General features: G+C 39.0%; 31 protein-coding genes. 29 read left to right on the top strand and 2 right to left on the bottom strand.

Annotation, left to right across the window (positions count from 1 at the left end; genetic code table 11):
- Positions 1–106: 106 nt before the first annotated feature.
- The 20 genes from rpsU (at position 107) to QM923_RS04065 (ending at position 15185) form a co-directional block, all read left to right on the top strand.
- Positions 107–283, top strand: coding sequence for a 30S ribosomal protein S21 (rpsU, locus tag QM923_RS04160; RefSeq protein ID WP_000048054.1), 177 nt, complete (start codon positions 107–109; stop codon positions 281–283).
- A 129-nt stretch (positions 284–412) separates the two neighbouring features.
- Complete coding sequence (gene hprK, locus QM923_RS04155) at positions 413–1348, top strand: HPr(Ser) kinase/phosphatase (protein WP_414290979.1); 936 nt, start codon at positions 413–415, stop codon at positions 1346–1348.
- Entirely contained in the window at positions 1341–2129 is a 789-nt protein-coding gene (gene lgt / locus QM923_RS04150) for a prolipoprotein diacylglyceryl transferase (protein WP_414290978.1), read from the top strand. The genes hprK and lgt overlap by 8 nt, the downstream gene beginning before the upstream one ends.
- A gap of 1 nt (position 2130) precedes the next feature.
- Complete coding sequence (locus QM923_RS04145; protein ID WP_024053556.1) at positions 2131–2514, top strand: DUF948 domain-containing protein; 384 nt, start codon at positions 2131–2133, stop codon at positions 2512–2514.
- A 14-nt stretch (positions 2515–2528) separates the two neighbouring features.
- The gene (locus QM923_RS04140) at positions 2529–2924 is read left to right on the top strand and encodes a YtxH domain-containing protein (protein WP_414290977.1); all 396 of its coding nucleotides are present in this window, start codon (positions 2529–2531) and stop codon (positions 2922–2924) included.
- A gap of 85 nt (positions 2925–3009) precedes the next feature.
- Positions 3010–4140 (top strand): radical SAM family heme chaperone HemW, encoded by a 1131-nt coding sequence (gene hemW, locus QM923_RS04135; RefSeq protein WP_414290976.1) that lies wholly within the window; start codon positions 3010–3012, stop codon positions 4138–4140.
- 4 nt (positions 4141–4144) lie between these two features.
- Entirely contained in the window at positions 4145–4882 is a 738-nt protein-coding gene (locus tag QM923_RS04130; RefSeq protein WP_414290975.1) for an acyl-ACP thioesterase domain-containing protein, read from the top strand.
- Positions 4883–4892: 10 nt separating this feature from the next.
- On the top strand, positions 4893–5666 hold the full coding sequence (locus QM923_RS04125; RefSeq protein ID WP_045615608.1) for a TIGR01457 family HAD-type hydrolase: 774 nt from the start codon (positions 4893–4895) through the stop codon (positions 5664–5666).
- Entirely contained in the window at positions 5656–6288 is a 633-nt protein-coding gene (locus QM923_RS04120) for a TIGR01906 family membrane protein (RefSeq protein WP_414290974.1), read from the top strand. Before QM923_RS04125 ends, QM923_RS04120 begins: the two co-directional genes overlap by 11 nt.
- Before the next feature lie 137 nt (positions 6289–6425).
- Positions 6426–6827: a transcriptional regulator Spx gene (gene spx / locus QM923_RS04115; protein WP_414290973.1), complete on the top strand. Its 402-nt coding sequence runs from the start codon at positions 6426–6428 to the stop codon at positions 6825–6827.
- The gene (locus QM923_RS04110) at positions 6828–7106 is read left to right on the top strand and encodes a UPF0223 family protein (RefSeq protein ID WP_414274794.1); all 279 of its coding nucleotides are present in this window, start codon (positions 6828–6830) and stop codon (positions 7104–7106) included.
- Positions 7096–7863, top strand: a complete 768-nt coding sequence (locus QM923_RS04105) for an inositol monophosphatase family protein (RefSeq protein WP_414290972.1) — start codon at positions 7096–7098, stop codon at positions 7861–7863. Before QM923_RS04110 ends, QM923_RS04105 begins: the two co-directional genes overlap by 11 nt.
- A gap of 6 nt (positions 7864–7869) precedes the next feature.
- Positions 7870–9183 carry an RsmF rRNA methyltransferase first C-terminal domain-containing protein gene (locus QM923_RS04100; protein ID WP_414290971.1) on the top strand — a complete coding sequence of 438 codons (1314 nt, stop codon included), beginning with the start codon at positions 7870–7872 and terminating at the stop codon, positions 9181–9183.
- Between the two features lie 110 nt (positions 9184–9293).
- Positions 9294–10172, top strand: a complete 879-nt coding sequence (locus QM923_RS04095; protein WP_414290970.1) for a phosphate ABC transporter substrate-binding protein PstS — start codon at positions 9294–9296, stop codon at positions 10170–10172.
- On the top strand, positions 10172–11089 hold the full coding sequence (pstC, locus tag QM923_RS04090; RefSeq protein WP_223334186.1) for a phosphate ABC transporter permease subunit PstC: 918 nt from the start codon (positions 10172–10174) through the stop codon (positions 11087–11089). Before QM923_RS04095 ends, pstC begins: the two co-directional genes overlap by 1 nt.
- Positions 11079–11963, top strand: a complete 885-nt coding sequence (gene pstA / locus QM923_RS04085; protein ID WP_004252556.1) for a phosphate ABC transporter permease PstA — start codon at positions 11079–11081, stop codon at positions 11961–11963. The genes pstC and pstA overlap by 11 nt, the downstream gene beginning before the upstream one ends.
- Positions 11964–11973: 10 nt before the next feature.
- Positions 11974–12777: a phosphate ABC transporter ATP-binding protein PstB gene (pstB, locus tag QM923_RS04080; RefSeq protein ID WP_414290969.1), complete on the top strand. Its 804-nt coding sequence runs from the start codon at positions 11974–11976 to the stop codon at positions 12775–12777.
- Positions 12778–12789: 12 nt separating this feature from the next.
- Complete coding sequence (gene pstB / locus QM923_RS04075) at positions 12790–13548, top strand: phosphate ABC transporter ATP-binding protein PstB (protein ID WP_006148225.1); 759 nt, start codon at positions 12790–12792, stop codon at positions 13546–13548.
- A 10-nt stretch (positions 13549–13558) separates the two neighbouring features.
- Positions 13559–14212 (top strand): phosphate signaling complex protein PhoU, encoded by a 654-nt coding sequence (gene phoU, locus QM923_RS04070; protein ID WP_004252561.1) that lies wholly within the window; start codon positions 13559–13561, stop codon positions 14210–14212.
- A 157-nt stretch (positions 14213–14369) separates the two neighbouring features.
- Positions 14370–15185, top strand: a complete 816-nt coding sequence (locus QM923_RS04065) for an ABC transporter substrate-binding protein (RefSeq protein WP_414290968.1) — start codon at positions 14370–14372, stop codon at positions 15183–15185.
- Between the two features lie 118 nt (positions 15186–15303).
- Here QM923_RS04065 and QM923_RS04060 read toward each other — a convergent pair whose 3' ends face one another.
- Together QM923_RS04060 and QM923_RS04055 are read right to left on the bottom strand one after the other, a co-directional pair.
- Positions 15304–16632: an aminotransferase-like domain-containing protein gene (locus tag QM923_RS04060; RefSeq protein WP_414290967.1), complete on the bottom strand. Its 1329-nt coding sequence runs from the start codon at positions 16630–16632 to the stop codon at positions 15304–15306.
- Positions 16616–16972: a hypothetical protein gene (locus QM923_RS04055; protein ID WP_414290966.1), complete on the bottom strand. Its 357-nt coding sequence runs from the start codon at positions 16970–16972 to the stop codon at positions 16616–16618. Before QM923_RS04055 ends, QM923_RS04060 begins: the two co-directional genes overlap by 17 nt.
- Positions 16973–17054: 82 nt before the next feature.
- Here QM923_RS04055 and budA point away from each other — a divergent pair, with 82 nt between their 5' ends.
- The 9 genes from budA (at position 17055) to QM923_RS04010 (ending at position 25199) form a co-directional block, all read left to right on the top strand.
- Positions 17055–17783, top strand: coding sequence for an acetolactate decarboxylase (gene budA, locus QM923_RS04050; RefSeq protein WP_178895153.1), 729 nt, complete (start codon positions 17055–17057; stop codon positions 17781–17783).
- A 12-nt stretch (positions 17784–17795) separates the two neighbouring features.
- Positions 17796–18545, top strand: a complete 750-nt coding sequence (locus tag QM923_RS04045) for a YhfC family intramembrane metalloprotease (protein WP_414290965.1) — start codon at positions 17796–17798, stop codon at positions 18543–18545.
- A gap of 118 nt (positions 18546–18663) precedes the next feature.
- Positions 18664–19569: a UDP-N-acetylmuramate dehydrogenase gene (gene murB / locus QM923_RS04040; protein WP_414290964.1), complete on the top strand. Its 906-nt coding sequence runs from the start codon at positions 18664–18666 to the stop codon at positions 19567–19569.
- A gap of 134 nt (positions 19570–19703) precedes the next feature.
- A complete protein-coding gene (locus tag QM923_RS04035; protein WP_036754586.1) occupies positions 19704–20861 on the top strand; it encodes an ABC transporter ATP-binding protein in 1158 nt (385 codons plus the stop codon).
- Positions 20842–21648, top strand: coding sequence for an ABC transporter permease (locus QM923_RS04030; RefSeq protein WP_000754116.1), 807 nt, complete (start codon positions 20842–20844; stop codon positions 21646–21648). The genes QM923_RS04035 and QM923_RS04030 overlap by 20 nt, the downstream gene beginning before the upstream one ends.
- Complete coding sequence (locus QM923_RS04025; RefSeq protein ID WP_006150756.1) at positions 21645–22418, top strand: ABC transporter permease; 774 nt, start codon at positions 21645–21647, stop codon at positions 22416–22418. Before QM923_RS04030 ends, QM923_RS04025 begins: the two co-directional genes overlap by 4 nt.
- Positions 22415–23485, top strand: coding sequence for an ABC transporter substrate-binding protein (locus QM923_RS04020; RefSeq protein ID WP_006153433.1), 1071 nt, complete (start codon positions 22415–22417; stop codon positions 23483–23485). The genes QM923_RS04025 and QM923_RS04020 overlap by 4 nt, the downstream gene beginning before the upstream one ends.
- 204 nt (positions 23486–23689) lie before the next feature.
- Positions 23690–24439 carry an MBL fold metallo-hydrolase gene (locus QM923_RS04015; protein ID WP_414290963.1) on the top strand — a complete coding sequence of 250 codons (750 nt, stop codon included), beginning with the start codon at positions 23690–23692 and terminating at the stop codon, positions 24437–24439.
- A gap of 274 nt (positions 24440–24713) precedes the next feature.
- A complete protein-coding gene (locus tag QM923_RS04010) occupies positions 24714–25199 on the top strand; it encodes an LURP-one-related/scramblase family protein (RefSeq protein WP_373074131.1) in 486 nt (161 codons plus the stop codon).
- Positions 25200–25201 lie beyond the last annotated feature (2 nt).

The following is a 25201-nucleotide window of genomic DNA, read 5'->3' as shown; positions in this document are numbered from 1 at the left end:
CTCTTTTTTTATGAATAAAATGAATAGATTACACTATTTTTTCTTGACAATTTATATCATTCCATGTAAAATAGAATAGATCTTGAACTTGAAGGGAGTGAAAAAAATGTCTAAAACAGTAGTACGTAAGAATGAATCTCTTGACGATGCACTTCGTCGTTTCAAACGTGCGGTTACTAAAGCTGGTACTCTTCAAGAAACACGCAAACGTGAATTCTATGAAAAACCTTCTGTAAAACGTAAACGTAAATCAGAAGCAGCTCGTAAACGTAAAAAATTCTAATTGAAATGAAAGGCTAGACTTGTCTAGTCTTTTTCTTTTTCAAATAAATACCATAAACACTGTAAAAAATATAAACTTCCAGCTACAATCTGATATAATAGTAAGAGAACTCGATTTAAGGAGAAATATATGTCGGTTTCAGTAAAAGAAGTAATTGAGAAGCTTAGATTGGACATTGTCTATGGGGAGCCTGAATTACTTGAAAAGGAAATTAATACTGCAGATATAACGCGACCTGGTCTTGAAATGACAGGCTATTTTGATTACTATACTCCAGAGCGTATTCAATTGCTGGGGATGAAGGAATGGTCTTACCTAGTCTCTATGCCTTCTCAAAATCGTTACGATGTCTTGAAAAAAATGTTCCTACCAGAAACACCTGCGGTCATCGTTGCCCGTGGTTTGGTGGTTCCAGAGGAAATGTTGAAGGCTGCTAGAGAATGTAAAATTGCGATTTTAACTAGTCGTACAGCAACCAGTCGTTTGTCTGGAGAACTATCTAGCTATCTTGATTCACGTTTAGCGGAACGTACAAGTGTACATGGGGTCCTAATGGATATCTATGGTATGGGTGTTTTGATTCAAGGTGATAGTGGAATCGGTAAGAGTGAGACTGGTCTTGAGCTTGTAAAACGTGGTCACCGTTTGGTAGCAGACGATCGGGTAGATATCTATTCTAAGGATGAAATGACTCTCTGGGGTGAACCTGCTGAAATCTTGAAACATCTGATCGAAATTCGTGGAGTAGGGATCATCGATGTCATGAGTCTATACGGTGCCAGTGCAGTTAAGGATTCTTCACAAGTTCAGCTAGCTGTTTATTTGGAAAATTATGATACACATAAGACCTTTGATCGCTTAGGGAATAATGCTGAAGAACTAGAAGTTTCTGGAGTTACCATTCCACGTATCCGCATCCCAGTTAAAACAGGGCGCAATATTTCTGTTGTTATCGAGGCGGCAGCTATGAATTATCGTGCAAAAGACATGGGCTTTGATGCGACGCGTCTCTTTGAAGAAAGATTGACGAAATTAATTGAAAAGAACGAGGTGCAAAATGATTGATCCAGTTGCTTTTCAAATAGGTCCATTTGCCATTAGATGGTATGCACTTTGTATCGTTTCAGGCCTTATCTTAGCGGTATATTTGGCAAGTAAAGAAGCTCCTAAAAAGAAAATCTTATCAGAAGATATTCTGGACTTTATCTTAGTGGCTTTCCCTTTGTCAATCATCGGCGCGAGACTTTACTATGTTATTTTTAAATTTGACTATTATAGCCAACATTTAGGGGAGATATTCGCTGTCTGGAATGGTGGTCTTGCGATATACGGCGGTCTAATTACCGGAGCGATTGTACTTTATATTTTCGCAGACCGTAAATTAATCAATACCTGGGATTTCTTGGATATTGCAGCTCCTAGCGTTATGATTGCTCAGAGTCTAGGACGTTGGGGGAACTTCTTTAACCAAGAAGCTTACGGAGCAGTTGTAGAAAACCTTGATTATTTACCTGGTTTTATTAAGAATCAGATGTATATTGATGGTTCTTATCGTCAACCAACCTTCTTATACGAATCTATCTGGAACCTGGTTGGGTTTTCTTTAATTGTTATTTTTAGACGCCGATTAAATGGCATTCGTCGTGGTCATATCACAGCCTTTTACTTAATTTGGTATGGTTTTGGACGTATGATTATTGAGGGCATGCGTACAGATAGTCTCATGTTCTTTGGACTTCGAGTATCTCAGTGGTTGTCTGTTCTATTAATTGGACTTGGTATTTATATTATCGTTTATCAAAATCGGAAAAAAGCACCATTTTATAATGTAAAAAAGGAGAATTAAAATGTTAGAAGTTGCTTATATTATTGTGGCTATTGCCTTGATTGTATTTATTGTTTATTTGATTATTACGCTTCAAAAAGTTGGACGTGTAATTGATGAAACAGAAAATACTGTTAAAACGCTAACTTCAGATGTAAATGTTACTCTACATCACACAAACGAACTTCTTGCCAAGGTCAATGTTCTTGCTGATGATATCAATATTAAAGTTGCAACCATTGATCCACTCTTTACAGCAGTTGCAGACCTTTCTGTTTCTGTCTCTGACTTAAATGAGCAGGCTCGTGTCTTGAGTAAAAAAGCATCATCTGCAGGTTCAAAAACATTAAAGACTAGTGCAGGCTTATCTGCCGTTCGTATTGCAAGTAAATTTTTTAAAAAATAAAAAGGAGATAACTCATGGGTAAATTATCATCAATCCTTTTAGGAACTGTTTCAGGTGTGGCTGTTGCCTTGTTTCTAACAAGTGAAAAAGGAAAACGTGTTACTAGTCAGGCACAAGACTTTATTGAAGATCTGAGAGAAGATCCAGAATATGCTAAGGAACAAGCTCTTGAAAAATTGATAGAAGTTAAAGAACAAACCAGAGATTTTGTTCTAAAGACAAAAGAACAAGTAGAATCAGGCGAAATTACTTTGGATTCAGTTCTTGAAAAATCTAAATCTTTGGCTCAACAAGCGACTGAAGCTTCAAAAGAAACCTTGAACAATCTCAAGGAACAATTGGAAGAAAAAGTAGTTGTTGAAGACTCAGAAGACGGTCAAGAAATCATCATCGAAATCAAAGAAGATTAAAATAGAAATCACCATTTTTGATTCCCTTAGAGTCGGAGATGGTGATTTTTTTCTTGAGGGAAGTCTTTGTGGTATAATAAATACTATGCAGAAGAAACCAACATCAGCTTATGTGCACATTCCATTTTGTACACAAATCTGTTATTATTGTGACTTTTCTAAGGTCTTTATTAAAAATCAACCAGTAGACAGCTATCTAGAACATCTACTGCAAGAATTTCATTCTTATGACATTCAGAAGTTACGTACTCTCTATATTGGGGGAGGAACACCGACAGCCTTGTCTGCGCCACAGTTAGAGGTGCTTCTGGATGGATTGACTAAAAACTTAGATTTGTCAGTCTTAGAAGAATTAACCATTGAGGCTAATCCTGGTGATTTGGATGAGGACAAGATTGCAGTTTTGAAAAATTCAGCAGTCAACCGTGTTTCGTTGGGTGTCCAAACCTTTGATGACAAAATGCTGAAAAAAATTGGTCGAAGTCATTTGGAGAAAGATATCTATGAAAATATTGATCGTCTCAAGTTAGCAGGGTTTGATAATATTTCCATTGACTTGATCTATGCTCTTCCTGGTCAGACTATGGAGCAGGTCAAGGACAATGTTGCCAAGGCCATCACTTTGGACATTCCCCATATGAGTCTCTATAGCTTGATTTTGGAAAACCATACGGTCTTTATGAATCGTATGCGTCGTGGGAAGTTACCACTTCCTAAAGAAGAAGTAGAAGCTGAAATGTTCGAATTTATCATTGCTGAATTAGAGAGAGCTGGTTTTGAGCATTACGAAATTTCAAATTTCTCAAAATCAGGTTTTGAAAGTCGTCATAACCTCATGTATTGGGATAATGCTGAGTATTATGGTATAGGTGCAGGTGCGTCTGGCTATGTAAACGGTGTTCGCTATAAAAACCATGGGCCTATCCGTCATTATCTAAAGGCAGTAGAAGAAGGCAATGCTCGCATCAATGAGGAACACCTGAGTCTAAGGGAACAAATGGAAGAAGAGATGTTTCTTGGACTTCGCAAGAAGACAGGAGTTTCAAAAGCAAGATTCGAAGAAAAATTTGGCACATCTTTTGAAAATTTATATGGTCAAGTTGTAAGAGATTTGTGTCATCAAGGTCTTTTACAAGTAGAAGATCAACAAATACGAATGACAAAAAAAGGTCTCTTTTTAGGAGATACAGTAGCAGAACGATTTATATTGGAGTAGAATTATGGGCTTAACTTATCAAATGAAGATGAAAATTCCTTTTGATATGGCTGATATGAATGGCCATATCAAGTTGCCAGATGTTATTTTGTTGTCCTTACAGGTATCAGGGATGCAGTCAATTGAGCTGGGAGTAAGTGATAAGGATGTTTTAGAACAGTATAATCTAGTCTGGATTATCACTGATTATGATATCGATGTTGTACGTTTACCTCAATTTGCTGAGGAAATCACCATCGAAACAGAGGCCTTGACTTACAATCGTCTATTTTGCTACCGCCGTTTTACTATTTATGATGAAGCTGGTCAAGAAATCATTCATATGGTAGCCACCTTTGTCCTTATGGATCGTGATAGTCGGAAGGTCCACCCTGTAGAACCAGAAATTGTCGCTCCTTATCAATCTGAGTTTTCTAAGAAACTCCTTCGTGGGCCAAAATACGCAGAGCTGGAAGAAGCGATTAGCAAAGATTATCATGTCCGTTTTTACGACTTGGATATGAATGGCCACGTCAATAACAGCAAATACCTAGACTGGATTTTTGAGGTCATGGGGGCAGATTTCCTAACCAATCATATCCCTAAAAAAATCAACCTCAAGTATGTCAAGGAAGTCCGACCAGGTGGTATGATTACTTCTAGTTACGAATTGAATCAACTAGAAAGCAATCACCAAGTCACAAGTGATGGCGATATTAATGCTCAGGCAAAGATAATTTGGCAAGAAATTAACACAGATTAGAAAGTAATATATGACTTATAAAGGCTATTTAATTGATTTAGACGGTACAATTTATAAAGGAAAAGATAGAATTCCAGCGGGAGAAGCTTTTGTTCATGAGCTGCAGAAAAGGGAAATTCCTTATCTTTTTGTAACAAACAACACTACTCGTACACCTGAAAGTGTCCAAGAGATGTTGGCAAATCAGTTTAATATTGACACGCCCGTATCGACAATCTATACTGCAACCTTAGCGACCATTGATTACATGAATGACCTGGGACTTGAAAAGACAGTTTATGTGATTGGAGAAGCAGGGCTCAAGGAAGCTATTCAAGCAGCTGGTTATGTTGAAGATAAAGAAAATCCAGCCTATGTGGTTGTAGGTTTGGACTGGCAAGTTGATTATGAAAAATTCGCTACTGCAACCCTAGCTATCCATAAAGGTGCTCATTTTATCGGCACCAACCCAGATTTAAATATTCCAACAGAACGTGGACTTTTACCTGGCGCTGGTTCTCTGATTACTCTTCTTGAAGCAGCAACTCGCGTAAAACCAGTTTATATTGGAAAACCAAACGCGATTATTATGGATAAGGCTGTTGAACACCTAGGACTTGAACGCCAAGAAATTGTCATGGTGGGGGATAATTATCTTACTGATATTCGAGCTGGTATTGACAATGGTATTCCTAGCCTTTTGGTGACGACAGGATTTACAAAACCTGAAGAAGTAGCGGATTTACCAATCGCCCCAACCCATGTCCTCTCAAGTTTAGCGGAGTGGAATTTCGATGAAAACTAAATTTACTTTTGTAGGAAGTCTTCTCTTTCTCCTCTCGCTTGCTATTTTATTGACCATCTACCTGTCTTGGTTGGTTTACCCTCTGGAGATTTCTTGGTTAAATCTGACAAGTCGTGTTCATATCCAACCTCAGACCATCCAACATAACTTTAATGTTTTGATGAATTATTTGACCAATCCATTGAGTCAAGTATTAGCAATGCCAGATTTTCCTTCGTCTGCCTCTGGAATTCACCACTTTGTGGTTGTAAAGGGACTCTTTCACCTAGCGCAAGGAGTAGTAATCGTAACTCTACCGATTTTCTACCTATTTTGGAAGAAAGTCATTCAGAAAGGTTTTCTGTCTCTATATCGTAGAGGTCTCTTGATTATGCTGTCTTTACCTTTGATTCTCGGTTTAGTTGGTGTCTTCATTGGGTTTGAACAATTCTTTACCTTGTTTCATCAGATTCTATTTGTAGGTGATGATACCTGGCTTTTTGATCCCGCTAAAGATCCAGTCATTCTCATCCTACCAGAGTTTTTTTTCCTGCATGCCTTTCTCCTATTTTTCTGCTTGTATGAGTTAATTTTTGGATTTGTTTATCTACTAAGTTGGAAAAAATCACCGAAAAGAGAATAAATGCATAAAAATGTTTTAAAAATTGTACGAAAAACCTATTTTTCTTTAAAAAGTAGGTTTTTTTACGGAAATAACTAGTCAAGCGCTTTATTTTTTTGTATAATAGGGTTAGAAAAGTATGCAAAGAAGAGAATAGCATGATTACACTATTTTTATCACCGAGTTGTACATCATGTCGTAAGGCAAAGGCCTGGCTTAATAATCATAAAGTGCCTTTCCAAGAGCACAACATTATGACCAGTCCTTTATCAAGAAAAGAATTACAACACATTCTTTCCTTGACCGAAAACGGTACCGATGACATTATTTCAACTCGTTCAAAAATTTTCCAAAAGTTAAATATCGATGTGGAAAGTATCTCGGTGACAGAGTTGCTTAATTTAATTGAGCAATATCCTAGTCTTTTGCGTCGTCCAATCATCATTGATGATAAACGTATGCAGATTGGCTTTAATGAAGATGAGATTCGTGCATTTCTTCCTCGTAGTTATCGTAAGCAAGAATTGAAAGAAGCTACATTAAGAGCTGGTATTAATTAGATGAATAAACAGTATAGTTACCCACTAGATTTGTCGTGGAGCACTGAAGAACTTGCTTCAGTGCTTTCTTTTTTTAATGATGTTGAAGCAGCCTATGAGACTAAGGTAGAAGCAAAGAAACTACTAGATTCCTACAAGGGATTCAAAGCAGTTGTTCCAAGCAAGAGTGAAGAGAAACGCTTGGGACGTGAGTTTGAATCAGTTAGTGGATACTCTTTCTACCGTGCAGTCCAGTTGGCCAAAGAAAAAGGAGAAGGGAAGATTTCACTTGGAAAATAAATTTACATTTGCCAAAGAAATTGTCAGGGAAGCTGGGGAATACATTCTCCAGCATATGAAAGAAGATCTCCATGTTGAGAGTAAGTCTTCCCCTACAGATTTGGTAACTAAGTTAGATAAAGAAGTTCAAGACTTACTTATTAAAAAAATCCGTTCTCGCTATCCAGATGATCTATTTTGTGCAGAAGAAGGCTGCATGCGTGCAGCAGTAGGACAAGGTTCTGTATGGATTATTGATCCTATTGATGGAACCAACAACTTCGTAGCACAAGGTGAAGATTTTGCCGTTATGCTGGCCTATTTTGAGGATGGTATTGGTAAGTTTGGTATTATCTATGATGTTATGAAGGGTGATTGTTACCATGGTGGAGGAGACTTCCCGCCCTGTCGCAATGATGAACCTTTACCACTCTTTAAAAAGAAACCCTTGAGAGAATTTTTGGTGTCTGGTAATTCTGGAATGCTAGCGACTAACGAATGGGGCTTAGCTGATTTGGGAAATGCTGCACTTGGGACACGAGTTTATGGCAGCGCCGCTATTAGTTTTGCCAAGGTGCTATCAGGTCGACTTTTAACTTATATCACTTATTTACAACCTTGGGATTATGCGGCTGCAAGTATCCTAGGTAAGAGTTTGGGTTATAAGGTTTTTACGATTGCTGGTGAGGAAGTCGATTTTCAAACACGACAGGCCGTTATGATGGTGCCAGTCGAGATGAAAGATGAGATTCAATCCTATATCTATGAAAGGAAATAAACCTACATGCAATTTCCAGATGGATTTGTAAAAAAATACGAAACAATATTGGGAGATGAGGCAAGAGCTTTTCTTGCCTCTTTTGATGATGAGGCTGTTTCTGCTTTTCGTATCAACCCTTTAAAAGAAAGACAGCTTTCTTTTTCAGATGCTATTCCCAATACACCCTGGGGTTACTATGGGAAGGTTTCAGGGAAATCACCAGAACATGTAACTGGCTTGGTCTATTCACAAGAACCTGCCGCACAAATGGTCGCCCAAGTAGCCCAGCCAAAGCCAGGTATGAAGGTCTTGGACTTGGCAGCGGCTCCCGGTGGGAAATCCACTCAACTGGCCTCCTATCTTGCAGGAGACGGTCTTCTTGTTTCAAATGAGATTTCAAGCAAACGGTCAAAGATTTTAGTTGAAAATATGGAACGCTTTGGTGCGACTAATGTCGTTGTGACCAATGAATCTGCAGACCGTTTAGCCAAGGTTTTTAAAGGCTATTTTGACCTGATCGTTTTAGATGCACCTTGCTCAGGCGAAGGGATGTTTCGTAAACAACCTGACGCTATGGATTATTGGAGTGTCGATTATCCTAGTCAGTGCGCTAGTTTACAACGTGAAATTTTAGCAGATGCTGTTACCATGCTGGCTGATGGTGGTCGACTAGTCTATTCAACCTGTACCTGGGCGCCAGAAGAAAACGAGGAAATCGTCCAATGGTTACTGGATAGCTATAATTTTGAATTGATTCCAATCCAACACATCAATGGAATGGTACCTGGAATTGATTTACCTGAAACAGCTAGAATGTACCCTCATCACTTTAAGGGAGAAGGTCAGTTTGTGAGCCATCTTCAGTTTAAAGGTCAAAACAAGGCTGGGAAGTTCAAACCTTCTAAATCCAACCTATCTCGTGAACAGATTTCCTTATGGCAGGACTTTGAGAAAAAACATCTTAAAGAAAAACTGACTGGTGTCCTACAAGTTTTTGGAGACCAGTTTTATCTCTTGCCAGAAATCCTACCAGATTTAGGAAAACTTAGAATTGCTCGAAACGGACTCCATCTTGGAACCTTTAAGAAAAAGCGTTTTGAACCAAGCTTTGCACTTGGATTAGCTTTAAAACCAAGCCAAGTCAAACAATCAATTGAAATTCATCAAGAAGACTTCGTTAAATACGTGGCTGGTGAAACGGTCCAATTAGCTGAAATTCTTCCAAATGGTTGGTACCAAGTTTTGGTTGGTGGAAATGGTTTGGGATTTGCTAAAGTCACCGGCAATACCTTGAAGAATTATTTCCCCAAGGGTTTGAGGTTTAAGGTAAAAAACTAGTCAAAATCAGTATTCTATGTTATAGTGGGAGTATGGATTTTTCGTGAAAAACATTAGAAAATAAGGGCGAAAATCCGGGTTATTCATCATTATTTTCAAGGAGACAAATAGTGAAAAAATTAAAAAAACTCACCATCTCTCTTGCAACTCTTTTACTTGCTGGTTCACTAGCAGGATGTGCAAGTTGGATTGATCGTGGGGAGTCTATGACGGCTGTCGGGTCAACTGCCCTTCAACCTTTAGTCGAGGCGGCAGCAGATGAATTTGCGTCTGCCCACGTCGGTAAAACAGTCAATGTTCAAGGTGGTGGATCTGGTACTGGACTATCTCAAGTTCAGTCAGGTGCAGTTGATGTTGGAAACTCTGATGTGTTCGCTGAAGAGAAAGATGGTATCGATGCATCTGCCTTAGTTGACCATAAGGTAGCTGTTGCTGGGATAGCTGTTATCATCAACAAAGAAGTAGATGTTGATAATCTTACGACAGAACAACTTCGCAAAATTTTTACAGGAGAAATCACTAATTGGAAGGAAGTCGGCGGTAAAGATTTAGCTATTTCTATTATCAACCGTGCTGCGAGTTCAGGTTCTCGTGCGACCTTCGATAGTGTTATCATGGATGGGAAATCAGCAGTTCAAAGTCAGGAACAAGATTCGAACGGTATGGTTAAATCAATTGTTTCTCAAACACCTGGTGCTATCTCATACCTAGCTTTCGCCTATGTTGATGATTCGGTTGGGACTATTAAGCTCAATGGTTATGAACCAATTTCAGAGAATGTAACCACGAATAATTGGCCTTTATGGTCTTATGAACATATGTATACACTTGGTGAACCAAATGAATTGGTTGCAGAATTCTTGAACTTTGTTCTTTCAGACGAAGTGCAGAATGGAATTGTTAAAGGAATGGGTTATATTTCTGTTAAGGAAATGAAGGTCGAAAAAGATGCTGCAGGTACAGTGACAGCAATAGAAGGGAGCCAATAATGAATCAAGAAGAATTATCTAAAAAATTGCTCTCTCCGTCAAAGAACTCTCGTCTTGAGAAATTGGGGAAAAGTCTGACTTTTGCCTGCCTTTCTCTGATTGTTATTATTGTTGCAATGATTTTAATCTTTGTAGCCCAAAAAGGCTTGTCAACCTTCTTTGTTAATGGAGTGAATATCTTTGATTTCCTCTTTGGTGCAACTTGGAATCCATCAGGTAAACAATTTGGTGCTCTTCCAATGATTTTAGGTTCCTTTATTGTTACCATCCTGTCAGCTCTGATTGCAACACCATTTGCAATTGGTGCTGCAGTCTTTATGACAGAAGTATCACCAAAAGGAGCTAAGATTTTGCAACCAGCTATCGAACTTCTAGTTGGGATTCCTTCAGTAGTTTATGGATTTATCGGTTTGCAGGTCGTGGTACCATTTGTACGTACTGTCTTTGGTGGAACAGGTTTTGGTATTTTATCAGGGATTTTCGTTCTCTTTGTTATGATTTTGCCGACTGTAACCTTCATGACAACTGATAGCTTACGTGCAGTTCCTCGTCACTATCGTGAAGCTAGTTTAGCCATGGGAGCTACTCGTTGGCAAACTATCTGGCGTGTAACCTTGAAGGCTGCTCGTTCAGGTATTTTTACGGCTGTAGTCTTTGGTATGGCGCGTGCTTTCGGTGAAGCCCTTGCAATTCAGATGGTTGTTGGTAACTCAGCAGTTGTTCCAACTTCATTGACGACACCAGCAGCGACTCTGACATCTGTATTGACCATGGGAATCGGTAATACCGTTATGGGAACTGTTGATAATAATGTTCTTTGGTCACTGGCCTTAGTATTGCTTTTGATGAGCTTGGCCTTTAACAGTGTTATTAAACTGATTACGAAAGAAAGAGGAAAGAAAAACTATGCACGCTAAGAAATTAGATAAACTTGCAACAGCTGTCCTCTACACCATCGCAGGAATCATTGTGACCATTCTTGCTTCCTTGATTCTTTATATCTTGGTTCGAGGCTTGCCTCATGTTTCTTGGTCTTTCTTGACAGGGAAATCATCCTCCTATCAAGCAGGTGGTGGTATTGGGATTCAGCTCTATAATTCCTTTTTCCTTTTGGTGATTACCTTATTCATCTCTGTACCTCTATCAATGGGAGCTGGAATTTTCCTAGCAGAGTATGCTAAAAAAGGTCGTATTACCAATTTCGTTCGTACCTGTATTGAAATTTTGTCTTCTCTACCATCCGTTGTTGTCGGTCTCTTTGGTTACCTCATTTTTGTAGTTCAGTTTGAATATGGATTTTCAATTATTTCAGGTGCCTTGGCTTTGACCGTCTTTAACCTACCTCAGATGACTCGTAACGTTGAAGACAGTTTGAAACACGTTCACCATACACAACGTGAAGCTGGTTTGGCACTTGGTCTTTCTCGTTGGGAAACAGTTCTTCATGTCGTTATCCCTGAGGCTTTACCTGGAATCGTTACGGGTATTGTCCTTGCATCAGGTCGTATTTTTGGTGAAGCTGCGGCTCTTATTTATACTGCAGGACAATCTGCACCAGCTCTTGACTGGTCAAACTGGAATGTTCTAAGTGTATCTAGTCCAATCTCAATCTTCCGTCAAGCAGAAACCTTGGCTGTCCATATCTGGAAAGTCAACAGTGAAGGAACCATTCCTGATGGAACTTTGGTTTCAGCAGGTTCTGCTGCGGTGCTCCTCATCTTTATCTTGATCTTTAACTTTGGAGCACGTAAACTCGGAAGCTATCTACATAAGAAATTAACCGCAGCCTAAAGGAGAAGCCATGTCAAAATATAATTGGGATGAAAGGCATATCATTACTTTTCCAGAAGAAAAAGTGGCCCTCTCTACGAAGGATTTACATGTTTACTACGGTAAAAATGAATCCATCAAGGGCGTGGATATGCAATTCGAAAAAAATAAAATTACGGCCTTGATTGGTCCGTCGGGATCTGGGAAATCAACCTACTTACGCAGTCTCAATCGTATGAATGATACCATTGATATTGCTAAGGTTACAGGACAAATTCTCTATCAGGGAATCGACGTTAACCGCCCTGAAATCAATGTTTATGAAATGCGTAAACATATTGGAATGGTTTTTCAACGTCCAAACCCATTTGCTAAATCAATCTACCGTAACATCACCTTTGCACATGAACGTGCAGGTGTTAAGGACAAGAAAGTTCTTGATGAAATTGTAGAAACCTCTCTTCGTCAGGCCGCCCTCTGGGATCAGGTCAAAGACGACCTCCATAAGTCAGTCTTGATGCTTTCAGGTGGTCAGCAGCAACGTCTCTGCATTGCTCGTGCTATTTCTGTAAAACCAGATATTCTCTTGATGGACGAGCCGGCGTCAGCCTTGGATCCGATTGCGACAGCTCAGCTTGAGGAAACTATGCTTGAGTTGAAGAAGGATTTTACCATCATTATCGTAACCCACAGTATGCAACAGGCTGCGCGTGCAAGTGACTATACTGGATTTTTCTACTTAGGTGATTTGATTGAGTACGATAAAACGTCAAACATTTTCCAAAATGCCAAGCTACAGTCTACCAATGACTATGTAACTGGACACTTTGGTTAGAAAGGAAACAGTATGACAGAACCGATTTTACAGGTCAAAGACCTGTCTGTTTATTACAACAAAAAGAAGGCCTTGAATAGTGTTTCCTTATCTTTCCAACCTAAGGAAATTACAGCCCTTATCGGTCCCTCTGGATCTGGGAAATCAACCCTGCTCAAGGCTATTAACCGAATGGGTGACCTTAATCCTGAAGTGACGACAACTGGATCAGTGGTTTATAATGGGCACAATATCTATAGTCCGCGTACCGACACGGTTGAATTACGTAAGGAAATTGGAATGGTCTTCCAACAACCCAATCCCTTTCCAATGTCTATCTACGAAAATGTTGTTTATGGACTAAGAATTAATGGAGAGAAAGACAAGCAAGTCTTGGACGAAGCTGTGGAGAAAGCTTTACAGCGTGCTTCAATCTGGGATGAGGTCAAGGATCGCTTGCATGATTCAGCAATTGGTCTATCAGGTGGACAACAACAACGTGTCTGCGTCGCCCGTGTTTTGGCAACTAGTCCAAAGATTATCCTCTTGGATGAGCCGACCTCAGCCTTAGACCCTATCTCGGCTGGAAAAATCGAAGAAACCCTATATAGCCTTAAGGACAAGTACACCATGCTATTGGTTACTCGTTCCATGCAGCAAGCATCTCGAATCTCTGATAAAACAGGCTTTTTCCTCAATGGAGATTTGATTGAATTTAACGATACCAAGGAAATGTTCCTCTATCCACAACATAAGGAAACAGAAGATTACATTTCAGGTAAATTTGGATAAGGAGAAAAAGATGTTACGATCTCAATTTGAAGAAGATTTAGAGAAATTGCATAACCAATTCTACGCTATGGGACAAGAAGTTCTTTCCCAAATCAATCGTACTGTACGTGCTTTTGTCACCCATGACCGTGACTTGGCTAAAGAAGTCATCGAGCAAGACGCAGAAGTCAATGAATACGAATTGAAACTTGAAAAGAAATCATTTGAAATCATTGCCCTTCAACAGCCAGTATCACAAGACTTACGTACAGTTCTAACAGTTCTAAAGGCTGTTTCAGACTTGGAACGTATGGGGGACCACGCTGTATCCATTGCTGAGGCAACCATTCGTATGAAGGGTGAACAACGCATCCCAGCAGTCGAAGAAGAAATCAAAAAAATGGGACGTGATGTTAAAGATTTCGTGGAAACAACCCTCGAACTTTACCTAAACGGATCCGTTGATAAGGCCTATGAAGTTGCAACCATGGATGAAAAAATTAACCATTACTTTGAAAATATTCGTGATCTGGCAACTGAAGAAATCAGAAAGAATCCAGATGCTATTGTCACAGGTCGTGATTACTTCCAAGTGATTTCATACTTGGAGCGTATCGGAGACTATGCTAAAAATATCTGTGAATGGGTTGTATACTTTGAAACAGGTAAGATTGTTGAATTGTAAAATTGATTAAATATACAGAAAAAGGAGCTGAATAATGAATAAAAGCTTCTTTTTTGTTTGAGAAAATGAAAAAAATAAATAAATATTAAATTTATACTTGACAAGCGAGGCTTGCTGAGTTATAATTATACAAAATTGATAGAGAGGTTGTTTATTTATGAAATTAAAAAAATGGATATTTGTCTTATGTAGTTTTCTTGCAAGTTTCTTTTTAGTTGCTTGCCAATCATCTAGCTCAAGCTCACAGTCTGCAGTAGAGGCAATCAAACAAAAAGGTAAATTAGTTGTCGCAACTAGCCCAGACTATGCACCATTTGAATTTCAAGCACTTGTGGATGGCAAGAACCAAGTCGTCGGTGCTGATATTGATATGGCACAAGCTATTGCTGATGAACTTGGAGTGAAATTGGAAGTTTCAAGCATGAGTTTTGATAATGTCTTGACCAGTCTTCAAACAGGGAAAGCAGATTTGGCCATTGCGGGAATCAGTGCAACTGAAGAAAGAAAAGAAGTCTTTGATTTCTCAATTCCTTACTATGAAAACAAAATTAGCTTCCTAATCAGAAAAACTGATCTTGAAAAATACAAAGATTTAGATTCTCTAGCAAGTGCAAATATTGTAGCTCAAAAAGGAACTGTCCCTGAATCTATGGTTAAAGAGCAACTTCCTAAAGCGCAGTTGACTTCATTGACAAATATGGGTGAAGCTGTTAATGAACTTCAATCAGGTAAGGTTGATGCTGTTCATATGGATGAGCCAGTAGCCCTCAGCTATGCAACAAAAAATGCTGACTTGGCTGTCGCAACAGTAAGCTTAACTATGAAAGAAGGCGAAGAAAATGCAGTTGCTATCAAGAAAGGCAACTCAGATTTGAAGGAAGTAGTTGATAAGGTTATTCAAAAACTGAAAGATGACGGTACTTATCAAACATATCTTGAAAAAGCTGCCAAGCTAACAGAAGTAGAGCAATAAAAAATAACAGAGGCTGGGACAAAAGTCCTAGCCTCTCAATTGTCATTGGATTATCAAGCAAGACGCAGTGGTTGAGTGGGCTCTACTACGCTGATTTCATCAGCTTTTACAGCCTTACTCAACTGTGCGGAGGTGGGACGACGAAATCGAATTCTAACGAATTACCGATTTCTGTCCCACTCTCTGTTTTTAAGTAGTTTAATGTTGTTTCAAGATTTTCTAAAGGAACCTTAGCAAATTGATAAGGGCAAGTCTCAATGTAGGACGATTCGAAAAAGTCTAGATTTAAAGAGCTATGTTTGAGGCTTGCAATCTTAGGATAGTTCCTGAGATCAAGCAGAAGTCCATCATGGAGAGGATAGTTTGGTAGGGAAAGGGGATAAGATTTTAATAGCTTATGAATGAAGTCTTGACTTTTCTCTTGCAGTGCCAATCTTGCTACTCTATTTTTTTCAAAAAGTTGACTATCGATGTAGAGTGATAAAGCTTTTTGCATAATGAGGTTGTTATCATAGTCCAGAATGTTTTTGTAGGCCACAAAAAGACCTTTAATAGGATTTGGAAGTATGAGAGCAGTGATTCGAAGTGCAGGGAAAATACTTGTTGAAAAAGACTTGATGTAGATGACCAAATCATTTTGGTCCAAATAATGAAAGGTTTGTCCCATTTTAGGATCTAGGTCTCCCAGATAATCATCTTCAACGATATAAATTTGATATTTGGCTGCTAGATCAAGGATAGCACGTTTCTCCTCTTCAGAATATGAATGCCCCAGCGGATAGTGGAATCGAGGAATGGTGTAGAAAAATTTAATGTTACCACTTTTAAAATGTTTCTCAAGTTCTTTAAGGTCAATGCCATCCACGCGACGTTCAATGGTTTGATAGGGAATATTTTGAGCCAGCAGAAGTTGGTTCATTCGGTGATAGGTTGGTTGTTCGACCAGTATTTCTTGGCCCTTACTCGGAAAGTCAATTTGAGAAAGAATAAACAGTGCTTGTTGGGTTCCAGTTGTCATGACTAATTGATCGGGTTTACTATAGATAGCTTGGTCAAACAGTAGTTTCTGAACAGACTTTCGTAATTCTTCTAAACCCTCTTGGTGTTCATAGTAGTTGTAGAGATAATTTTCTCGACCAATCAAGCTTTCATTGACACAAAGACGAAAATCATCATAGGCAGCAGCATGTTCGTCATTGACCGAGATAACGAGGTCTTCGTGGCTAGCTTGTTGTTCTAAAACATAATAGCCACTTTGAGGTTTGGAGTATATGTATTTCTCGTATCGGAGTTCCAAAAGTGCACGCTGCACAGTATCTTTACTGCAGTGGAAGTCTTGACTGAGTTTTCGGATAGAAGGTAGACGACTTCCTGTTTGAAGTTTTCCTGATTCAATCTCTTCTTTTAGATAGTGAACAACTTGTTCGTACTTACTTTCTTGCTTCATTCCAGACCTCTCTTGATTTTGTTACATTGTACCTTTTTTTTAGACGTTTGGCAATGTTATACTCTTCGAAAATCTCTTCAAACCGCGTCAACGTCGCCTTGCCGTATGTATGTATGTTACTGACTTCGTCAGTTCTATCCACAACCTCAAAACAGTGCTTTGAGCTGACTACGTCAGTTTTATCCACAACCTCAAAGCAGTGCTTTGAGCTGACTACGTCAGTTCTATCCACAACCTCAAAACAGTGTTTTGAGCTGACTACGTCAGTTCCATCTACAACCTCAAAACGGTGTTTTGAGCAAACTGCGGCTGATTTCCTAGTTTGCTCTTTGATTTTCATTGAGTATTAAAAGGCAGTCTAGCATTCAATTCTAAGAAGAATTGTGATATACTTAGTAAGTAAATTTTCAAAGAAGAGTGAGATGATAAAGGTGCAAGAACCAGTTAAATTATTCCAATATAATACTTTGGGAGCCTTGATGGCAGGACTTTACGGCGGGACCATGACAGTTGGTGAGTTACTTGAACATGGAGATTTAGGGCTAGGAACCTTGGACTCTATTGATGGGGAGTTAATTGTCTTAGATGGTAAAGCCTATCAAGCTAAGGGTTCAGGTGAGAAGCCTGAAATCGTTGAAGTTTCACCAGATGCACTGATTCCCTATGCAGCAGTTGTACCCCATCAGGCAGAAGTTATTTTCCGCCAGCGTTTTGAAATGACTGATCAGGAACTAGAAAAACGTATTGAGTCCTACTATGATGGAGAAAATCTTTTCCGTTCGATTAAGATTCATGGTGATTTTAAACACATGCATGTTCGCATGATTCCAAAATCAACAACTGAAACGAAATTTGCTGAGGTTGCGACTCATCAGCCTGAATATAGTTGCGAAAATGTCTCTGGGACTATCGTTGGATTCTGGACACCTGAAATTTTTCATGGCGTCAGTGTCGCAGGCTATCATTTGCACTTTATTTCAGATGACCTAACCTTTGGTGGTCACGTTATGGACTTTGTCATCAAGGAAGGAATCGTAGAGGTTGGAGCTGTCGACCAGTTGGATCAACGTTTCCCTGTCCAGGATCGTCAGTATCTCTTTGCTAAGTTCAATGTTGATGAGATGAAAAAAGATATCGATCAGGCTGAATAAAAGGAGAAAAGTATGAAAATTCATGTAATAATCACAATGATAGCTTTATTTGTAATTCTCATAGCTGCCATTTGGTTCTCAAAAAAGAAGTACAAGATTAACCTTTCAGTTTTAGGACTTGGGGCAGTTGCATTTTTTGTCTCATCTCAAGTACTGGAGAAAATTGTTCACCTTATAGTTCTTCATCCACAAAAGGATGGGACAGTTCCACTCATGACGGAAAGTCCCCTTCTCTATGTGATTTATGGGATCTGTATGGCTGCTTTGTTTGAAGAAACAGCTCGCCTTGTCTTCTTTAAATGGTTGGAGAAGAAGAGAGCTTTGGAAGATTCGGATGCCCTCGCCTATGGACTTGGTCATGGTGGCTTGGAATTGCTCTACCTCGGAATGGGAAGCTTGATTAGTCTTTTGATTCTCTTTTCGTTATTAGAGTCTTCAAATCCAGATCTGGCAAATCTCCTTCCTAAAAATACACTTGAAACAGTACAATCTCTATCTGGATGGCAGGTTTATTTACTCGGTGTTGAGCGTGTGCTTGCTCTTGTTATGCAAATTGGTCTCTCTTTCTGGGTTTATCAAGCAGTCCGTCAAAAGAATTGGATTTATCTAGTAACTGCTTATGGTTTACATGCCTTCTTTGATCTGGCTCCGAGTCTATCTCAGGTTGGTTGGATTTCAAATCCGCTTCTTGTTGAAGGATTGTTAGCGGTGGAAGTTGTTCTATTTGTATACTTTACAAAAACTATCTTGTATAAAAAATAATCATGCAAAAGAGGTCTGACCTCTTTTTTACTTGTGTGAATAAAAAAGCTTTTCAAATCGTCGAAAAAAATCGCTAAAAATGGTATAATGGAATGAATTTTATAAAAGGATAAGAAAGATGACTGTATTAGATAAATTAAAAGAAACCTTAGAAGGAATTGATATTCGATTCGATGAGCCATTGAAAACTTATACCTATACCAAAGTCGGAGGGAAGGCAGATTACTTAGCTTTTCCTCGTAATCATTATGAGATGGCCCGTGTGGTTAAGTTCGCTAATCAAGAAAATATCCCATGGATGGTTCTTGGAAATGCCAGTAATATTATCGTCCGAGAAGGCGGAATTCGTGGCTTTGTCATTATGTGTGACAAGCTCAACAATGTTTCAGTCGATGGTTACACCATTGAAGCAGAAGCGGGAGCTAACTTGATTGAGACCACTCGTATTGCTCTACGCCATAGTTTGACAGGATTTGAGTTTGCCTGTGGAATTCCAGGAAGCGTCGGTGGAGCTGTCTTTATGAACGCTGGTGCTTATGGAGGTGAGATTGCTCATATTTTGCAGTCTTGCAAAGTATTGACCAAGGATGGGGAAATCGAGACTTTATCAGCCAAGGACTTAGCTTTTGGTTACCGTCATTCAGCTATTCAAGATTCTGGAGCAGTAGTCTTATCAGCTAAATTTGCACTATCTCCAGGGAATTATGAGACTATTAATCAAGAAATGGATCGCTTAACTCATTTGCGTGAACTTAAGCAACCTTTGGAATATCCATCATGTGGTTCTGTCTTTAAACGTCCGGTTGGGCATTTTGCAGGGCAATTAATCTCAGAAGCTGGTTTAAAAGGCTACCGAATCGGTGGTGTAGAAGTCTCAGAAAAACATGCAGGCTTTATGGTCAATATTGCGGATGGGACTGCAAGAGACTATGAAGACTTAATTGAGTCTGTCATTGAAAAAGTTAAAGAACATTCAGGTGTTACCTTAGAGCGAGAAGTTCGTATCTTGGGTGAACACGAATAACATTATTATTAAACATTATACAAAGATTGGGATTTTATCGCTAGATATGGTTTGGGTCAATTCCTTACAGTCATTGCTAGCATTTAACAAGGTCCCAATCTGTTAATTTACGAAGAAAAAGGAATTTAGAGGAATTGAAAAAACCAATTATCGAATTCAGAAACGTTTCTAAAGTTTTTGAAGATAGTGACACTAAGGTTCTCAAGGATATTAACTTTGAGTTGGAAGAAGGAAAATTTTATACACTGCTAGGAGCTTCTGGTTCAGGAAAATCAACCATTCTCAATATTATCGCCGGTTTGCTGGATGCAACGACGGGTGATATTTTACTGGACGGCGTAAGAATCAATGATATCCCTACCAATAAGCGCGATGTTCACACAGTCTTCCAATCTTACGCCTTGTTCCCGCACATGAATGTCTTTGAAAATGTTGCCTTTCCATTGCGATTGCGTAAGGTCGATAAAAAAGAAATCGAAAAACGTGTCTTAGAAGTTCTCAAGATGGTACAGCTTGAAGGATATGAAAAACGTTCTATCCGTAGGCTATCTGGAGGACAACGTCAGCGTGTAGCTATTGCACGTGCGATTATCAACCAGCCACGTGTGGTGCTCTTGGATGAACCTTTGTCAGCACTTGACTTGAAGTTGCGGACAGACATGCAGTACGAACTACGTGAACTGCAACAACGCTTGGGCATCACCTTTGTCTTTGTTACTCACGATCAGGAAGAAGCCTTGGCCATGAGTGACTGGATTTTTGTCATGAATGACGGTGAGATTGTTCAGTCTGGGACACCAGTTGACATCTACGACGAGCCTATCAACCACTTTGTAGCCACCTTCATCGGGGAGTCAAATATCTTGCCAGGGACCATGATTGAGGACTACTTGGTCGAGTTTAACGGCAAACGCTTTGAAGCGGTCGATGGTGGGATGAAGCCAAATGAACCGGTCGAAGTCGTCATTCGTCCAGAGGACTTGCGCATTACTCTGCCAGAAGAAGGAAAACTTCAAGTGAAGGTCGATACGCAGCTATTCCGTGGAGTGCACTATGAGATTATTGCTTATGATGAACTTGGTAATGAATGGATGATCCACTCAACTCGTAAGGCCATCGTTGGTGAGGAAATTGGTTTGGACTTTGAACCAGAAGATATCCATATCATGCGTCTCAATGAAACAGAAGAAGAGTTCGATGCTCGTATCGAAGAGTACGTAGAAATCGAAGAGCATGAAGCAGGTTTAATTAACGCTATCGAGGAGGAAAGAGATGAAGAAAACAACCTCTAAACTCTTTGTCGTGCCCTACATGCTTTGGATTGCACTCTTTGTATTGGCACCCTTGGTCTTGATTTTTGGACAATCATTTTTCAACATCGAAGGTCAGTTCAGTTTAGAAAACTATAAATCCTATTTTGCGTCGCAAAACTTAACCTATCTCAAAATGAGCTTCAACTCTGTTCTCTATGCAGGGATTGTGACTCTAGTGACGCTCTTGATTAGCTATCCAACAGCCCTCTTTTTGACTCGTCTCAAACACCGTCAACTCTGGCTCATGCTAATCATTTTACCAACCTGGATCAACCTACTGCTTAAGGCTTATGCCTTTATCGGGATTTTTGGTCAAAATGGCTCTATTAACCAATTCCTAGAATTTATCGGAATTGGTTCTCAGCAGTTGCTATTTACAGATTTCTCCTTTATCTTTGTTGCAAGCTACATCGAGCTTCCATTTATGATTTTGCCCATCTTCAATGTCTTGGATGATATGGATAATAATCTCATCAATGCCAGCTACGACCTCGGTGCAACCAAGTGGGAAACCTTCCGTCATGTCATCTTCCCTCTGTCTATGAACGGGGTGAGAAGCGGAGTTCAATCTGTCTTTATCCCAAGTTTGAGTCTCTTCATGTTGACCCGTTTGATTGGGGGGAACCGAGTGATTACTTTGGGGACTGCTATTGAGCAAAACTTCTTGACCAATGACAACTATGGTATGGGCTCAACTATCGGTGTTGTTCTTATCCTGACTATGTTTATCACTATGTGGGTGACTAAGGAAAGGAGAGAACGATGAAAAAATTATCAAATCTTTACCTAGCCTTTGTCTTTATCGTCCTTTATTTGCCAATCTTTTACTTGATTGGCTATGCCTTCAATGCCGGGGATGATATGAATAGCTTTACAGGCTTTAGTTTGTCTCACTTTGAAACCATGTTTGGTGATGGAAGGCTCATGCTGATCTTGGTTCAAACCTTTTTACTAGCTTTTCTATCAGCCTTGATTGCGACAGTTATTGGTACCTTTGGTGCTATCTACATCTATCAATCACGTAAAAAGTACCAAGAAGCCTTTCTATCACTTAATAATATTTTGATGGTTGCACCAGACGTTATGATTGGTGCCAGTTTCTTGATTCTCTTTACACAACTCAAGTTTTCACTTGGTTTTCTGACAGTGTTGTCCAGTCACGTGGCCTTCTCCATTCCAATCGTAGTGCTTATGGTCTTACCTCGTTTAAAAGAGATGAATGGGGATATGATTCATGCGGCCTATGACCTTGGGGCTAGTCAGTTCCAAATGTTTAAGGAAATTATGCTTCCTTACCTAACACCTTCTATCATCGCAGGTTACTTCATGGCTTTCACCTATTCCTTAGATGACTTTGCCGTGACCTTCTTTGTAACGGGGAATGGTTTTTCAACCTTGTCAGTCGAGATTTACTCTCGGGCTCGTAAGGGAATTTCGCTGGAAATCAATGCTCTTTCAGCCTTGGTCTTTCTCTTTAGTATTATCCTAGTTGTCGGATATTACTTCATTTCACGTGAGAAGGAGGAGAAAGCATGAAACGACTCTATTCATTTTTAGCAGGAATTCTTGCGATTATCCTCGTTTTGTGGGGAATTTCTTACCATCTTGATAGTAAAATCAATAGTCGTGATAGTCAAAAATTGGTCATCTACAACTGGGGAGACTATATCGACCCTGAACTTCTGGAGAAATTTACAGAAGAAACAGGAATCCAAGTCCAGTATGAAACCTTTGACTCTAACGAAGCCATGTACACGAAAATCAAGCAGGGTGGGACAACCTATGATATTGCCATCCCAAGTGAGTACATGATTAACAAGATGAAGGATGAAGACCTCTTAGTTCCATTAGATTATAGTAAAATTGAGGGAATTGAGAATATTGGTCCAGAATTTCTCAATCAGTCTTTTGATCCAAATAACCAGTACTCTATCCCATACTTCTGGGGAACTTTGGGAATTGTCTATAATGAAACCATGGTGGAAGAAGCACCTGAACATTGGGACGACCTCTGGAAACCAGAATACAAGGATTCGATCATGCTCTTTGATGGGGCGCGTGAGGTACTTGGACTCGGACTCAATTCTTTGGGTTATAGTCTCAACTCAAAAGATCCTCAACAACTATCACAAACGGTTGATAAACTGTATGAGCTAACTCCTAATATTAAGGCTATTGTAGCTGATGAGATGAAGGGTTACATGATTCAGAACAATGCTGCTATTGGTGTGACTTTCTCAGGGGAAGCTAGCCAGATGTTGGAAAAGAATCCTAACCTCAAATATGTTGTCCCGACAGAAGCAAGTAACCTCTGGTTTGACAATATGGTGATACCAAAGACAGTTAAGAACCAGGATGCAGCCTATGCCTTTATCAACTTTATGTTGAAGCCTGAAAATGCTCTGAAAAATGCAGAATATGTCGGTTATTCAACACCAAACAATGCTGCTAAGGAAATGCTCCCTGAGGAAACAAAAGAGGACAAGTCCTTCTATCCAGACGCAGACACTATGAAACACCTAGAAGTTTATGAGAAGTTTGACCATAAATGGACAGGAATCTACAGCGACCTCTTCCTACAATTTAAGATGTATCGGAAGTAGTGGCTTTCCAACTGTCGTAAATAATTTCAATTAAAACAAAACAAAACCTAGCTATGAGTAACTAGTAAAGTTTCTATAGCTAGGTTTTATTATTGTTCCAAGTGCTAAGTAGTAATAATTTGTGAATCGTGTTATAATTTTTCTAATCATAAGGAATTTATCTTTTCATAAAAAAGTGATTTGGAAAGTATTTGTAGGAGTATTATGTCTATTTCGTTTACTTATTGTGGAGTTGCTTGCGGAGTCATTTCTTTAGATGATAAATTTTATATCGGAATCGATCCAGATTTATCGCCAAAAGGTACTTTGGTCCAGTTCAAAGGTTTTCTATCTGAGAAAAAAACCGATGTTTATCATGATATGACTCTTTTTAACAAAGTTGATTTATGGTTAATAACTCATGGTCACCAAGATCATTTAGATGAAGTTGGCAAAGGATACCTGAAGTATAAAACTGTAATTTCTCCTAACAGAAAAATCACAAAAGGTTTGTCATGTTTAAATAGTATAGTTTTAAATTGGGGAGAAGAGCAGTTGTTTTCAGTTGATGAATATCAAATTGCTATTAAAGCTGTACCGGCTTATCATGCTAGTAATTATATAATGCAAAAAATAGTTGGAAGGGTTAATGGATATCAAATAACTATCACAAGTCCTTTGCAAACTAAAATAATCTACTTTACAGGTGACACGATTTTATATCCAAGGGTAACAGATTTTGTTCCCCAAAAAATTGATGCTATTTTTGCAAATCTTGGAGCCGTTAAATCTGATTCATTTGGTGGTCCATTTACAATGAATTTAAAGATGTTACAGCAATTGGAATCTATACTTCAGCCCCAAAATATTTATCCAATTCATATTGATGATTATAGTCATTACCAGACGACAAAAACAGAAGTTGAAGCTTCCAATTATACAGTCCTATCTGTAGGAGAAACGATTAGTATTTAATTTTCAGAATTTATTACTTGATGTAGTATTAGTAAAATTATAAACCTTGACTAATTTCTATCAAAACGATATAATACTAGAGTTGAGAATTGATTTTCTCTCCATCTTAGTTCAGAGAATTGGCGGTGCTGCGAGCCATCTAAGATAGAAAATCATGCTACTCGATTGTAACAATTGCATAAGAATCAAGAATGACAAGTTCATTGAATGAAGGTGGTACCGCGGTTTTTCGCCCTTCGTGATATGAATTTGTCTTTTATTTTTGGAGGTGCTTATGAGAAGATTTCTTGTCAAACAAAAATTTCGCCTAGGTGGTGAACGCTTTGATATCAAAGATGAAATGGGGAATGTCGCCTATCAGGTTGAAGGTTCATTTTTTAAGATTCCTAAGACCTTTACCATTTTTGATAATTCTGGTGAACAGGTTAGTGAGATTAGTAAAGAAATGTTGACCTTCATGCCACGCTTTGAGATTCAACTCAGTAATGGAGATAGTTTTTATATCCGAAAGAAGTTGACTTTCTTTAGAGATAAGTATGAATTTGACAACCTCGGTCTGCGCATTGAGGGAAATATCTGGGATTTAAACTTTAAACTTCTGGATGATCGTGATCAAGTGATTGCGGAAATCGCCAAGGAACTCTTCCATTTAACCTCTACCTATACCGTAACCGTCTACGACGAATCTTATGCAGACCTAGTCATTTCCCTCTGTGTCGCTATCGACTATGTGGAAATGCTAGAAAGAGACTCAAATTAGTA

The organism is Streptococcus infantis (assembly GCF_047463275.1).
Taxonomy (GTDB): Bacteria; Bacillota; Bacilli; order Lactobacillales; family Streptococcaceae; genus Streptococcus; species Streptococcus infantis_AF.
Note: the sequence above shows the minus strand (reverse complement) of the source record. Positions and strands in the feature narration are given on the sequence as shown.